At 61.3% G+C, this 14,164-nt stretch carries 10 protein-coding genes; all 10 read left to right on the top strand.

Features of this window, described 5'->3' with window-relative positions; translation table 11 throughout:
• The first annotated feature begins 295 nt into the window (after positions 1 to 295).
• The 10 genes from PLANPX_RS20725 (at position 296) to PLANPX_RS20680 (ending at position 14,140) form a co-directional block, all read left to right on the top strand.
• Positions 296 to 1,462, top strand: coding sequence for a xylose operon transcription regulator XylR (locus PLANPX_RS20725; RefSeq protein WP_152100571.1), 1,167 nt, complete (start codon positions 296 to 298; stop codon positions 1,460 to 1,462).
• 749 nt (positions 1,463 to 2,211) lie between these two features.
• Entirely contained in the window at positions 2,212 to 3,303 is a 1,092-nt protein-coding gene (locus tag PLANPX_RS20720; RefSeq protein ID WP_152100570.1) for a PEP-CTERM sorting domain-containing protein, read from the top strand.
• 421 nt (positions 3,304 to 3,724) lie between these two features.
• Complete coding sequence (locus tag PLANPX_RS20715; RefSeq protein ID WP_152100569.1) at positions 3,725 to 4,837, top strand: DUF1559 domain-containing protein; 1,113 nt, start codon at positions 3,725 to 3,727, stop codon at positions 4,835 to 4,837.
• The gene (locus tag PLANPX_RS20710; protein ID WP_152100568.1) at positions 4,830 to 5,249 is read left to right on the top strand and encodes a hypothetical protein; all 420 of its coding nucleotides are present in this window, start codon (positions 4,830 to 4,832) and stop codon (positions 5,247 to 5,249) included. The genes PLANPX_RS20715 and PLANPX_RS20710 overlap by 8 nt, the downstream gene beginning before the upstream one ends.
• Before the next feature lie 189 nt (positions 5,250 to 5,438).
• Positions 5,439 to 6,317, top strand: coding sequence for a PEP-CTERM sorting domain-containing protein (locus PLANPX_RS20705; protein ID WP_152100567.1), 879 nt, complete (start codon positions 5,439 to 5,441; stop codon positions 6,315 to 6,317).
• Positions 6,318 to 6,574: 257 nt separating this feature from the next.
• Positions 6,575 to 8,317: a glycoside hydrolase family 10 protein gene (locus PLANPX_RS20700; RefSeq protein WP_152100566.1), complete on the top strand. Its 1,743-nt coding sequence runs from the start codon at positions 6,575 to 6,577 to the stop codon at positions 8,315 to 8,317.
• A 6-nt stretch (positions 8,318 to 8,323) separates the two neighbouring features.
• Positions 8,324 to 10,195 (top strand): MFS transporter, encoded by a 1,872-nt coding sequence (locus PLANPX_RS20695; RefSeq protein ID WP_152100565.1) that lies wholly within the window; start codon positions 8,324 to 8,326, stop codon positions 10,193 to 10,195.
• Entirely contained in the window at positions 10,192 to 11,760 is a 1,569-nt protein-coding gene (locus tag PLANPX_RS20690) for a glycoside hydrolase family 3 protein (RefSeq protein WP_152100564.1), read from the top strand. The genes PLANPX_RS20695 and PLANPX_RS20690 overlap by 4 nt, the downstream gene beginning before the upstream one ends.
• 186 nt (positions 11,761 to 11,946) lie before the next feature.
• Entirely contained in the window at positions 11,947 to 13,005 is a 1,059-nt protein-coding gene (locus PLANPX_RS20685; RefSeq protein ID WP_232536206.1) for a DUF1611 domain-containing protein, read from the top strand.
• A gap of 112 nt (positions 13,006 to 13,117) precedes the next feature.
• On the top strand, positions 13,118 to 14,140 hold the full coding sequence (locus tag PLANPX_RS20680) for a dipeptide epimerase (RefSeq protein WP_152100562.1): 1,023 nt from the start codon (positions 13,118 to 13,120) through the stop codon (positions 14,138 to 14,140).
• The last annotated feature ends 24 nt before the right edge of the window (positions 14,141 to 14,164 follow it).

The raw sequence follows: 14,164 nt of genomic DNA, 5'->3' as shown, positions 1-14,164 counted from the left end.
TGGTGGGACGTGGGGCGGAGCCTCGCCGCTGGCCGCGACCCGGCTGCCGGCAGCTCCCAAATTCCCCCGCCTGCACCGCCTCACAGGGCTGGGGGAGGCCAGTTTAGCACTAGCTTAGCGGTTCGTCCGGCCCTAAACAGCAAAGCCTACGCAGATTCCTCTCGAAAATGCGCAGATTTCTCGCTTCTGCGTGCTTACAATGAAACCACTGCCGAGCACTCGCTGTTTAGCGGGCTAGTCACGGCTCTCCGCGGTTTCGCGGTCCCACCTTGCGCATATCCAAGAATTCCTGAGCATGGATTCACGCCCCAAGACTCGCCAAGTCGCCGTCCTTGTGGAAACCGACGATAGCTGGGGATGCAGCGTTATCCGCGGCATCGCCGACTACTCGCAAAACCACGGCCACTGGAACCTCCTCCTCGATCCCCAAGATCACGACCAGCGCTCCGCGCTCCCCGACTTGTGGAACGGTGACGGCGTGATCGCCCGCTTCGGCAATCGGTTGCAGGTCGATCAGGTTCGCAAGCGTAAAGTACCCATCGTCAACGTCGACACGCTGTTCGAAGGCCTCCCCGGCGTGTGCGACGTGATCACCGACGATTCCGAACGCGCGCACCTCGCGTTTCACCATTTGCGCGATCGCGGGTTCGAAAAGTTTGCTTACTTTGCTCCGCCGAATCATCGTTACTCCGTCAAGCGGGGCGAAGAGTTCATTCAACTCGTGCGGCGTTCGGGGCTCGAGTGCCACGAATACAAACCTGGCTATCGCGTCGGCCGCAAGCTCGGCTGGGAGGAGCAGCAACGCCGCGTGAGCCGCTGGCTGAACTCGCTGCCGCGACCGATGGCGATCTTTACCGTCGACGCCCAGCGTGGGCGGCAACTGGCGGAAATCTGCTACATGGCGGGGATTCGCGTCCCCGACCAGATCGCGATTCTCGCCGGCGATACCGATGACTTGATGTGCGAAGTTTGCACGCCTCCTCTCTCCAGCGTTGCGCTGGCTGGTCGCCGCATCGGGTACGAAGCGGCTGCCGCTCTCGACCGAATGATGAACGGCGAACGTCCGCCGACGCAGCCGATCAAGATTCCGCCCCACGGCGTGATCAGTCGGCAGTCGACCGACATTCTGGCGATCGACGACGATACGGTCGTTCGAGCGCTCCGTTTCATCCAGCAGCGGGCGTTTCAGGACATTGTCGTCAAAGATATTCTCCACGAGGTGCCGGTTTCGCGCCGGAGCCTCGAAATCCAGTTCCGCCGTTATCTCGGCCGCAGCCCGGCTGAGGAAATCCGCCGCGTCCGGCTCGACAAAGGGCGCGAACTGCTGGCTCGCACCGACATGTCGATCGGCGAAATCGCCTCAGCGTGCGGGTTTGCCAACGGGACGCGGTTCGGCGTCGCGTTCCGCAAACGGTTCGGGAAAACGCCGCTGGCTTATCGGAAGCAGCTCACTCGCAGCTAACGCGGGGAAGTGACCGCCGATGAACGCGGATAGATCCCTCGCGCCTCAATGAGTTGGCCGGGGCAGCTATTTAGTCGCGGCGAATTATGTCGCGTGTCGCGTTTTTGGCGACATAAATCGCAAGTTCTTGCTTTGCGGCGGTTTACGTCGAATTCTTCGGTGACTTTTGGTCGCGGCGGCGGCAAGTGCTTGCGACGGCCTCTGGTCGGCAGGCGGTGATCGCCTGCCTTGATCGCTGCACAGTTGCTCGGAGCACAGTTGCCCGGACCGCGGTCTTCATCGAGCGCCCATCGCCGTTGCTCATCGCCATGTGGCCTTTTGTTCACCTTAGCAGACTGGACGCGGTTTGGGGCAAGCGATTTTCTGCCACCTGCGTAGGCTTTCGCGGGCGAGGCCTTCGCGGTGCGGAGTGCGTCGGGTGGTTGTGGCTAAAAACGTCTGGATTTAGCCCGTCGAGTCGGCGTTTTTGGGGCTTTTGTCATACTATTTTGACGGCGGCGTGCTGTTATCTATTCGCGCCTGCTGCGCCAAAGCGAGAAAAAATAACGCACCGATCCATGCGCGTTCCCGCAGGTCCTCATTAAGATGAGGAGTAGGGCCAAACAGTTTCCGTAGGAAAAGTGCGCTCGTGCTTCAGGCGCCTCGCATACTTTTTCTCGTCCGCCGCGGGGCCGCCGCCGGGACTCGACTGCAGACGCTCATCAACGCCGACCAAGGTTACACAACAGGTTCTCGGAGGGTTTGGGATAATGGCTGCTCGATTTGGACTCGGACTATTGCTCGCCACGGCGCTGGTGAGCCCGGCTGCTGCTCAAACGGTCAAGCTATTCGACAACTTCGACAGCTACACGACCCAGGCCGAGTTTGAAGCCGCGTGGCCAGTTGTGGCTGCGGATCCGCTGGCGTCGACGTTCTTGCAAACCCAAGCGGACACTGGATTCGCTCCTGTTTCCGGTCCCAATATGATCGGCATGCCGTTAGTGGTGGCTCGCAACGGCAAGACGGTGGCGGGGCTGGGAGTTCCGTCGACGACGAACATCATCAGCTACAGCTTTGACTTCTACGATTCCGACTCGGCGAGTTCGCCGTACCGCCAATACAACAACCTGCAAGTCGGAGCGGCGCCAACCTCGACGAATCAACTCGTCGCGTTGGGCTTGAACAACAATCAGACTGGCGGCGATAGCGGCGGCAACTACTACATGGCCCGCATTCTAGGCTTCGCGCCTTCCGACGCCACGTTGAATCCGACCGGCATCGACCCAGACGGCGGCCCTAATGAAAAGGGGGGCCTCGCGGCAGGGCAGTTCTTCAAATTGAATGACTTTGGCGTGGGGCTGCGAAGCGTGGGGTGGCACAACCTGCGCGTCGACATTTCCAGCGACAACGGAATCGGCACCGACTACGCTTTTTACGTAGACAACGTACTGGCCGAACGGGTGAGCGACGTTGGTACGGTTCTTCGAGAACTAGACACGGTTCGTCTTGGTTCGGGCGTGACGTCGACGAGAGTCGCTTACATCGATAATTTCAACATCTCCGTCAGCGGCGGCGTCACCCCGCCGGTGAATAATGCGGACTTCAACAACGACAACATCGTTGACGGCAAGGACTTCCTGATTTGGCAGCGCGGCTTCGGCGTCGCGGGCAGTGCGACCACGGGCGATGCAAACAACGATACGGCGGTGAACGACGCCGACTTGGCGATCTGGAAGACGCAGTTCGGTACCGATCCGACGCCGGTCGTTGGCGCCGTGTCGGCGGTTCCCGAGCCGACGACGATCGCTCTGGCTGGCGTCGCTCTCGTTGGCACGCTGGCGGCCGCTCGTCGTCGTAAGTAACAAATGATCGTGCGATCTTCGCGCGTGAAAAGCTTTCTAACCGCACGCTGCGTTGAGCAGCGTGCGGTTTTTTATTCACGGGTGCGAGGCGGTGATTTGGCCCTGGGCTTCGTGCGGGGGTGACTGTGCGTGCGGCGATCTCAAGCGGAATTGAGAGTTACCCCCGGGCGGAGCCCGGGGCTAGGGGGGCGGCGTGCGGCGCTTAATTTGTCCTTTGTGGTCTGTTATTGAATGGTTGCTTGCGGGGGCGCTTAGGCACCGCGGGCGACCGTAGGTTGGATGCGCGAATGCGTGAAAGAGCTGCGCACATTTTTCGTTGTTCCGGTTGCGGGTCTGCCTAGAATTAAGAAATGAGGAAGGCCCGTTCTTGGTTACTTTTCATTCATCCGGCCTCTTCACCCTTGCCCCAAAGGAAGCTGACATGATTCAGCGAGGCTCCCTGACTCCGCAGTGCGCCGTTTCCCGTCGAGCTTTCACGCTCGTCGAATTACTGGTGGTCATCGCGATCATCGGCGTGCTGGTCGCGCTGCTGCTGCCGGCTGTTCAGGCCGCGCGCGAGGCGGCTCGCCGATCGAGTTGCCAAAACAATCTCAAGAATATCGGCCTTGCAGCACTTAATTATGAGTCAGCACGCAAGGTTTATCCGCCTGGCTCAGTCAACGCTCGCAAAACCGGGTACAACGGCAATAGCTGGCAGATGGAAATTCTGCCGTACATGGAGCAGGGGACGTTAGGGTCGAATGCTGCAACACTGCTGGCCTCGTATAGAACGTCGGCGACTACGGAAGCGGATTTTTACGACATCCGCGCGAAGGCCAACGCCGGGGATGCTGCTGCAAAAGCTGTTGTTGAAGGTCTCAAAGGCGTAGTAATTTTCAGCTGCCCTAGCGACAACGCATCCGAGGCCGTTGATAAATTCGCTCCCGAATTGAAGGCGTCCAATTACAGCGGAATTGCTGGATCGTTTAAGTCCAGGAACCCATCCGTAACGTGCCCGACCACCTACACCGATACTAAGTACATGGCGGTTGATTGCGTTTCAACGATCAACATCGACGGCATTTTATTTCCTGGTAGCAAAGTGAAGGCTTCGCATATATCCGACGGAACCAGCAATACCTTGATGGTCGGTGAGCGATGGTATCAAGTGCGCGCTTGGCCCTTTGGGGCTTATCATTCAGCGGCTTATACCGGCAGCGCAACTGGAATGGGGCAAGAAAAGGCTCCTCCTCAAGTTCCAGCGCAAGCGAGTTCGACGTCGTGCAAGAATATTGATAGTCGTTATCCGCCGAATGCAAATCTGGCTTCTACTGGCTACTACGTCTCGCACGACGACAGCACCGATCGGCCCGGTGCAGTTCCGGCGAGTATGAAGACGATCGGTTTTAATGATCTTCCGTTCCAGAGTTTTCACTCGGGCGGTGCGCTTTTTGCCCGCGCTGATGCAAGCGTGTCTTTCTTGACTGACGGCACTGATCCAGTGCTCTATACAAGCATGGCGTCGCGTAATGGCGAGGAAGTCGTCAGTGAATAGTTTCAAACAGCTGCCGTTGCGGTCGTCCTACGTTTGCCTCTCGATGTTCGCGGTAGGCTCGCTATTGAGCACGTTCGGATGTGGTGCGAGCGGCGGCGGGGTCGTGTCGGGCGTTGTGACGTACAACAATGCTCCGGTTACCGTAGGTATGGTTGCATTTTCCAAAGCGGGATCGCCCGCCATTGGGGGGCCGATTGCGGCCGATGGCACTTATTCGCTTAGCTTGCCGGCCGGGGAGTATCGGATTCGCGTCGACGCTCCATCGCCGATGCCGGCCGGCTGGAAAGAAGGTGATCCACTGCCGATACTGCCGCCTCGCCCTGTTCCTGAAAGTTATGCACGCTTCGAAACATCAGGCCTGACTTTGCAGGCGACCGGCGATGCGCAAACGCACGACATAAAAATGCCCTGAGCGTCCGCAGCTGTTTCTAAGCGACCAGCGTGCGCAAAACAGTGAAAATGCTGCGCGTAAATCCTTGAGGCCGCGGAAAACCGCAAATAGACTGCACAGTGGCGGAACAGAGCCGCGGGCGATTAATTTACTCACTTGTCCTTTTATCGATTCTGCAGCGCTGAACCACATCAGCAGGAGGGGAGACTAATGAAGGTTACCCAGTTCGCGAAACTCTTCGCGGTCGCCACGCTGGCGACCGTCGGCCTCGCGGCCGATTCATCCGCGGCGTTGATCGTCAACGACAATTTCGACGGCTACGCCAATCAAGCCGCCTTCGAAGCCGTTTGGGCTCCGATTGGAACGACCGCTCCCGTCAGCGGCGTCTTGTCGACCGCACAAGCCTCCAGCCCGACGAAGTCTGTGCAAGGGCCGGGCACGGGGACGAACGCTCAGTACCGCAATCGCCTGACCTTCGCCGACACGCCAGCGCTCGGCATTGGGGATCAGTTGGTCTGGAGCTTCGACTACTACGATGCAACGCCGACGGGCGTGCCGGCTAGAAACTTCGTCACCCTGCAAGATACGACGGGGCCGACGGGAACGAATCAGCTCATCGCGATGGGCTTCAACAATAACCAGACCGGCGCCAATAGCGGCGGTCAGTCGTACATGGCCCGGATTTTGGGCTACACGGTTCCGACGACGGCCGATCCAGACGGCGGGGCCACGGAGTCGGTCGGGGGCGCCGGCATCTTCTTCAAGCTCAACGACTTTGGCACCGGGGGCCGCGTCCAGGGCTGGCAGAATCTGAAGGTCATCCTCAGCACGGACGACGGCTTGAGCACGGACTTCGCGTTCTACGTCAACAATGTGTTGGCTGAGCGCGTTTCCAACATCGGCACGGCCGCGTCGATTCGGCAGTACGATAACATTGCCATTGGGTCGGGGCTTTCCAACGCCAACACGGAATTCTTCGTGGATAACATGCGTTTGGAATTCATCAAGGCGGTGCCGGAGCCTGCTACGCTGGCCTTGGCTGCGCTGGGAATGATTGGGTTGGTGGCCGCTGGTCGCAAGAACGCTTAGTTTTCGGCTCGCGACTAACGATTAGGTAGATAACGCAACAGCCGCTCGAGCACATGGCTCGGGCGGCTTTTTTTTTGTCAGTGAGCAGTGGCGGCTATGCGGGTTGCGGTAACTTGCGGGCGCGTTCGCAAATGCGTGAGCGGCGTGCGCATGCGGCGGCCGACTGACCGTCGCGATGCATGCGTGATATGATGGCCTTTCTACGCTGCGAATGCGGATCGCATGCGAGTGCAGGAACTAATGGGAGAGATTTGTCGATGATTCATCGAACGATAGGTTGGCTGGCGGCGCTCGCGGTTGTCGCGGCGCTGGGCGGGAACGCGGCGGCAGTGCGGGCGGACGAGGTTCCGGCGGCGCCGCGGGAGTTTCGCGCGGCGTGGATTGCGTCGGTCGCCAACATCGACTGGCCTTCGAAGAAGGGATTGTCGACCGAGAAGCAGAAGCAAGAACTGATCGCGCTGCTTGATAAGTCGGTCGCGCTCAACCTCAACGCCGTCATCTTGCAGATTCGCCCGTCGGCCGACTCGCTCTACGCGTCGCGGATTGAACCGTGGTCGGAGTATTTGTCGGGTGAGATGGGCCAGCCGCCGAAGCCGTTTTACGATCCGCTGAAGTTTGCGGTCGACGAGGCCCACAAGCGGGGGCTGCAACTGCACGTATGGTTCAATCCGTATCGCGTGCGCAATACCGATGCAAAGAGCGAGCCGACGCCGGCCCATGTGAGCCGTTCGTACCCGGAGATCGTGCGCGAGTATGGTAACTTCCTGTGGTTTGATCCGGGCGAGCCGGAGGCGCTGAAGCGGTTTATCGACGTCGTGACCGACGTGGTGAAGCGGTACGACATCGACGGCGTCCACATCGACGACTATTTCTATCCGTATCCGATCAACGACGAGCACGGCAAGCCGTTGCCGTTCCCCGACGACGACAGCTACGCTCGCGCGATGGCGGCGTTGGAAGCCGAAGGGGCGCACGGCGAAGGGGGCCATGGCGCCGAAGCAGGGCATGGCGAAGCGGCTGCTCATGGCGAGGAAGCCGACGCGCATGGAGAAGAGGCCGCTCATGGCGCAGAGGAAGCTGCGCATGCTGAGGAACCCGCGCATGGCGAGGAAGCTGCTCACGCCGAAGCTCCCGCTCATGGCGAAGAGGGCGCCCACGGCGAGGCGGCGGCCAAGCCGAAGATGTCGAAGGACGATTGGCGCCGCAACAATTGCGATCGCCTCGTCGAAGAAATGTACAAAGCGGTGAAGAAAGAGAAGCCGTGGGTGCTGGTGGGTATCAGCCCGTTCGGCATTTGGCGGCCGGGGCATCCCGAGGGAATCGCGGGGCTTGATCAGTACTCGGTCCTGTATGCCGATGCGAAGAAGTGGCTCAATGAAGGTTGGGTCGATTACTTCACGCCGCAGCTGTATTGGCAGGTCGAAGGAGCGCAGAGCTATCCGAAGCTGCTCGAATGGTGGGAGAGCGAAAACACGAAGCATCGCCATCTGTGGCCAGGCAACGGGGCGCACAGCGTTCGCAAGTCGGCCGACGTGACGCCGGCTCGCAATGCGTGGCCGGCTGAAGAATTGCTCCAGCAGATCGAGATCACGCGCGAGATCGTGAAGGATGGTCCGGGCAACGTCTTCTTCAGCATCAAGTGCATCTTCGACAACCGCGATGGGCTGACGGAGAAGCTGGAAGATGGGTTGTATAAGGAGCAGGCGCTCGTGCCCGCGTCGCCGTGGCTGGGCGAAGAGATGCCGGCTAAGCCGGAGGTGACGGCCAAGAAGAATGCTAAGGGCGTGGCGATTAACCTGAAGTCGAGCGACGGCAAGGCGCCGTGGCTGTGGGTGGTGCGCACCCGCACGGGCGACACGTGGGCGACGAAGATCGTCCCCGGCCGCGAGACGAGCCCGGTGATCGAAGCCGTGGGCGATGCGTCGCCAGAAGAAGTTGCGGTGTCGGCGGTGACGCGCCTCGGCCGCGAGGGCGAGGTGGTTCGCGCGGAGGTGAAATAGCCGCTGGTGGATTCGCCGACTCCCAACGCCGAACGAACGCGCAGCCCCTGGGCTTGGGTGCCGAGTCTTTATTTCGCGCAGGGGATTCCGAATATCGTCGTGACCGGCGTTTCGGTTGTCATGCTGAAGCGGCTGGGGTTGGAGAATGCGCAGATCGCATTCTATTCGAGCATCCTCGGCCTGCCGTGGGTGTTGAAGCCGCTGTGGAGCCCCATCGTCCAGCGTTTCGGCACGCGTCGCGCGTGGACGGTGGCGATGCAGTTGTTAGTGGCCATCGGGTTGGGCGGCGCGGCGGCAACGCTGCCGTTGGAAAGTTGGGTGACCTACCTGATGGCGTTGTTGGCGTTCGTCGCGTTGGCGTCGGCGACGCATGACGTCGCCGCCGACGGTTTGTATTTGCTGGCGCTATCGAGCCATGAGCAGGCGTGGTTTGTCGGGATTCGCAGCACGGCGTTTCGCTTGGCGGTGATCACCGGATCTGGCGTATTGGTGATGCTGGCGGGGAGTTTGGAATCGAGCACCGGGCTGCCGACGGTGCCCATTCATGCGTCTGCCGTCGACAAGGCGGCGAGTACGATCGTGTTCGCGCCGAGCGAGAATGGATTGCAAGCGTCGGGCCAGGCCGGCATCGTCGTGCTGAACGATCGCGTCGAACTGAGCCTCGGCAATCAAAAGCTGGAAGACGTTGAAGCGCTGGCGATGCAAGTGCGGCGCTGGAACGTGGAGCATGGGTTCTACAACGCCTCGCTTGAGGATAAGAAGAAAGCGGCGGACGCACCGCCGCCCACTGGGGTGGTGGCTGGGCTTGAGGCTTGGATCGAAGAGCGATTCGGTCCGCCGAAGCCCGATCCTGACGCGTTAGCTCGCGCGGGCGACGCCGCCCCGGTGCTGATGAAGCTGGCGAATCCGGTGCCTCCCGGCGAAGAGCTTGTCGTTCAGTTTGGTCTCTCGGAAGGAGACCCGGGCTTCAAGGTGATCGAGGGGGAGCGGTTCGTCCTTACGGCCAAGAACTGCGATGAGCCGTTTGCGGCGGTGATTCAGGTTGAGGACAAGCTGGATCTGCCGTCGGCGGCGGAGTTCGAGATTCGGTCTGGCAACATCACGCTGGCCTGGATGACGGCGCTCGGAATTGCGGCGGCGGTGTTCGGCGGGCTTTGCCTCTACCACTATGTGGTGTTGCCGCGGCCGGCTGGCGACGTTCCAGTGAAAGGTTCTGAAGAAAACGCGGCGATTGGTTTTCTTGAGCCGTTCATTTCGTTCTTCCGCAAGCCGCGGATTCTCGCATTGCTGGCCTTCTTGCTGCTGTACCGATTGCCTGAAGCGCAATTGATGAAACTTGCTTCACCCTTCCTTATCGACTCTCGCGAGAAGGGGGGCTTGGCCCTCACGACGGGCGAGTTGGGATTCGTGTACGGCACGGTCGGCATCGCGATGTTGACGTTGGGCGGAATCGTCGGCGGCATGGCGGCTGCGAAGGGGGGGCTGAAACGCTGGCTTTGGCCGATGGCGCTGGCGATTCATTTGCCGAACATCGCGATCTTGCTGCTCGCGCTCATCCAGCCCGACAACCATTGGGTGATCACGGCCGCCATTGGGATTGAGCAGTTTGGCTACGGCTTCGGCTTCACGGCGTACATGCTGTACTGCATCTACATCGCGCGGGGCGAGCATCAGACCGTTCACTACGCGCTTTGTACTGGCTTCATGGCGCTGGGGATGCTAATTCCCGGCATGTGGAGCGGCTGGTTGCAGGGTTTGATCGGCTATCAGAATTTCTTTATCTGGGTGATGCTCTGCACAATCCCCAGTTTTGCGAGCGTGGCGTTCATTCCGCTCGACGGCGATTTCGGTAAGAAAAAGAGGGAGGAAGCGGCGTGACCGCGAGTAAGCAAGTATTTCAGTTTCCCGCCGACGCAACGCTGCGCGAAAAACTCGCGCAGTTGATGTTTGTGCGGATCGGCTCGAACCTGCCGCCAGTGAAAACGGTGGAAGAGGACGAAGCCCGCGTCGCACAGTTGCTGACGGAATGCCCGATTGGCGGCCTCATCGTATTCAACGGCAGCTATGCCGCCACGCCGGCGACGCTCGCGCGGTTGCAGCAGCAGAGCCGTTATCCGCTGCTCGTGTCGTCCGACTTGGAGCGTGGCGCCGGGCAGCAATTGCGGGGCTACCCGCTGTTCCCGCATGCGATGGCATTCGATGCGCTCGGGGGCGGGGCGGGGGAAGCTGTCTTCAAGTTCGCGGAGCTAACAGGGCAAACGTCGCGGGCGGCGGGCGTGCACATTACGTTCGGGCCGGTGGCCGACGTGAATTCCGATCCGCGCAATCCGATCATTTCGACGCGGGCGTTTGCCGCCGATTCGACGCGAGCCGCGGAGTTGGCCGCAGAGTTCGTGCGCGGCTGCGGCGCCGCCGGGTTCTTGTCGACGGCGAAGCATTTCCCCGGCCATGGCAACACGCACGAAGATTCGCATCACGCGCTGCCGACGGTCGACGCGACGCGCGAGGAGATGACGGCGCGGGAGTTCCCGCCGTTCCAATCATCGATCGCCGCGGGCGTGCCGCTCATTATGTCGGCCCACGTGCGTTACCCGGCGCTCGACCCGGCCGGCGAAGCGGCGACGTTGTCGAAGCCGATTCTTACCGACGTACTGCGCGGGGAGTTGAACTTCCAGGGTGCCGTCGTGAGCGACAGCTTGCTGATGGAAGGGGTGAAGGTCGGGTGCGCCAACGAAGGCGAGCTCGCGCTCAAGGCGGTGAACGCTGGGATCGACATTCTGCTCGACGTGGCTGATCCGGTCGGCACGTTGGCGGCGCTTGAGGCAGCGGTCGCGGCCGGCAAACTGAGCGTAGCCCGCGTCGACGAAGCCCTCGGCCGCGTACTGCAACTGAAGAACGTTGCGTTCAACGGCCAGCCGATGCCCGAGTTCGACGTGGCGGAAAATCGCCGGCTCACCGAGTCGATGGCGCTCGACATTGCCCGCCGCGCGACGGTGACGCCGCGCAACGAGGGCGGGTTGTTGCCGTTCAAGCCAGAGAAGTCGCTTTGCGCGGTGCTGGTGAATCCGTTCCCGCTGCCGTCGAACGCCGAGGCGCCGCCGCTGGGAAAGATGTTGGCAGAGAAGTTTCCGCAGGTCGACTACTTCGAACTCGGCGCCGAGCCGAGCGACGCAGAACTCGCGCGGATCGCAGACCTCGCGGCCAAGGCCGACCAGTTGCTGGCGGCGTTCGTGGTGAAGCCAGCAGCGTGGCATCGGTTTGGGCTGCCACCGCGGCTCCGCGATTGGCTGGCGGAGCTGGTGGCTAAACGGCCGACGGTGATCGCCTGTCTTGGGGCGCCGCAAGGTTTGGACCCGCTGGCCGAGGCGCCCGTGCAAATTTGTACGTTCAGCGATGTGCCGGTATCGCAGGCGGCGCTCGTCGAGCGGTTGCTGGAGGCTTAATTTCCCGGAAAACGGCGGCCGGAAGCGGCGGCTTGCGCGAAAATTGATTCGCCTTGCGCACTGCGTACCTTTCCCGCCGGCAGCGGCCCTACTACACTCAATTCGGTTAGCGCAAACGGGGGAGCGATGCTCCCCTTCGCGCAAACGTATTTCGTAAAACCAGCGTTACCAGAGAGCGAGGCCTTCGTGGCAGTGGAACAGAGCGGACGTCGTTTGGCGATTCTCACCGAGGGGTATACGGAACCGGTTACCGGGAAGACGGCCTCGAGCGTTCTGCGTTACCGTCCGGAGGAGGTCGTGGCGCTGATCGACAGCACCCAAGCCGGCCGCACCACGCAAGAATTGCTTGGCGTCGGCGGCAACACGCCGGTTGTGGCCACGCTGGCCGAGTGCAAAGGCGCCAATGGACTGATGATCGGCATCGCTCCGTCGGGCGGCCGCATCCCGCCGGCGTGGAAGGCGATCATTCTCGACGCCCTCAACCAGGGGATGGACGTCGTTTCCGGTCTGCACGAGTTCATCTCGAACGACCCCGCCTTCGTCGCCGCGGCGGCGAAGGGTGGCGGCAAAATCATCGACGTTCGCAAGAACGACGAACACGAGGTCGCTCACCGCCTCAACATCCGCGAGGAGTGCCTCCGCATTCACACGGTCGGCCAAGACTGCTGCGTCGGCAAGATGCTCGCCGCGATCGAACTGACTAATGCCGTGAAGGCCCGCGGCGTCGATGCGAAGTTCGTTGCCAGCGGTCAAACCGGCATTATGATCGAAGGGGACGGCGTGCCGATCGACTGCGTCGTCGCCGACTTCGTCAACGGCGCCATCGAGAAGCAGATCCTCGCCCACCAGCACCACGAGATGCTGTTCATCGAAGGGCAGGGGAGCTTGGTTCACCCGAAATACTCGGCTGTGACCTTGGGCTTGCTCCATGGCTGCGCTCCGCACGGCATGGTGATGTGCTACGAAGCGGCTCGCCCCGCGATGCACGGCATGGAGTACATCGAGCTGACGCCGCTTGCCAAGCTCGTCGAAGTCTACGAGGTGATGGCGAACCTGATGGGGCCGTCGAAGGTGATCGGCGTGGCGATGAACAGCCGCCTGCTGAACAACGAGCAGGCGGAAGCCGAACGCGAAAAGGTTCGCAAGGAACTCGGCGTGCCCGTGTGCGACGTTATTCGCCACGGTTCGGACGAGTTGGTCGAGGCGGTGTTCGCGCTGCGTGCGGAGCGAGCGAAGGCTCGCTAGTCGCTTTGAAAGCCACCGGCTCTGCCGGTGGACGCAGTACTAGACGAGTCTGGCGATAGTTCGTCCACCGGCGGAGCCGGTGGCTTTCATTTTGGACGACTGACGGGACGCCATGATCACGCTGAAGACCTACGACTTCCAGTTGCCGCTGCGGCATGTGTTCTCGATCGCTCGCGAATCGACGAGCGTTCAGCCGACGCTGATCGTGGAACTGACCGACGGCGTTCATCGCGGCTTCGGCGAGGCGACGACGAACAAGTACTACGGCGCCACGCTCGAGCTGATGCGGGAGTCGCTGGAGTCGGTGCGCTCGATCGTCGAATCGGCCGAGCCGCTCGATCCCGAGAAGCTGTGGGACAAGACGTGGCCCCTGCTGAAGGGAAACCCGTTCGCCCAGTGCGCGCTCGATCAGGCGGCGAACGACCTGTGGGGCAAGCAGCAAGGCGCCCCGGTTTACAAGTTGTGGGGCCTGACGACCGACCGCATTCCGCAGTCGAATTTCACCATTGGCATCGACACGGTCGAGGTGATGGTGAAGAAGCTACTCGAGATGCCGGGCTGGCCGATCTACAAGATCAAGCTTGGCACGAAGTACGACCTCGACATCATGCGCGAGCTGCGCAAGCATACCGACGCGGTGTTCCGCGTCGACGCCAACTGCGGCTGGACCGCCGATCAGGCGATCGAGTACTCGCACGAACTTGCCAAGCTGAACGTCGAATTCATTGAGCAGCCGTTGCCGGCCGACCAGTGGAGCGAAGTCAAACGCGTTTACGAGAAGTCGGCCTTGCCGATCATTGCAGACGAAAGCTGCATCTGCGAAGCCGACGTCAAACGCTGCGTGGGTCACTTCCACGGAGTCAACGTCAAGCTGACCAAGTGCGGCGGCCTGACGCCGGGCCGACGGATGGTGACGGAAGCTCGGCAGCTTGGCCTGAAAACGATGGTCGGCTGCATGACCGAGTCGACGGTCGGCATCTCGGCGATCGGCCAACTTCTGCCACTGCTCGACTACGTCGACATGGACGGCGCGGCGCTCCTGGCGAGCGACATCGCGACCGGCGTCGTCGTCGATCACGGCAACTGCATCTACCCGGCGGCGAACGGGACAGGCGCTCAGCTCACCGCGAGCTAAGGCGACGCTCCCCACAATTCGATA

The organism is Lacipirellula parvula (assembly GCF_009177095.1).
Lineage (GTDB): Bacteria > Planctomycetota > Planctomycetia > Pirellulales > Lacipirellulaceae > Lacipirellula > Lacipirellula parvula.
The sequence above is the reverse complement of the archived record's forward strand: the minus strand, read 5'-3'. Positions and strand labels throughout refer to the sequence as shown.

Bases quoted from the DNA above. Each gene is read 5' to 3' on its own strand.
- PLANPX_RS20725 (WP_152100571.1), top strand. From the start codon at position 296: ATGGATTCACGCCCCAAGACTCGCCAAGTCGCCGTCCTTGTGGAAACC.
- PLANPX_RS20720 (WP_152100570.1), top strand. From the start codon at position 2,212: ATGGCTGCTCGATTTGGACTCGGACTATTGCTCGCCACGGCGCTGGTG.
- PLANPX_RS20715 (WP_152100569.1), top strand. From the start codon at position 3,725: ATGATTCAGCGAGGCTCCCTGACTCCGCAGTGCGCCGTTTCCCGTCGA.
- PLANPX_RS20705 (WP_152100567.1), top strand. From the start codon at position 5,439: ATGAAGGTTACCCAGTTCGCGAAACTCTTCGCGGTCGCCACGCTGGCG.
- PLANPX_RS20700 (WP_152100566.1), top strand. From the start codon at position 6,575: ATGATTCATCGAACGATAGGTTGGCTGGCGGCGCTCGCGGTTGTCGCG.
- PLANPX_RS20680 (WP_152100562.1), top strand. From the start codon at position 13,118: ATGATCACGCTGAAGACCTACGACTTCCAGTTGCCGCTGCGGCATGTG.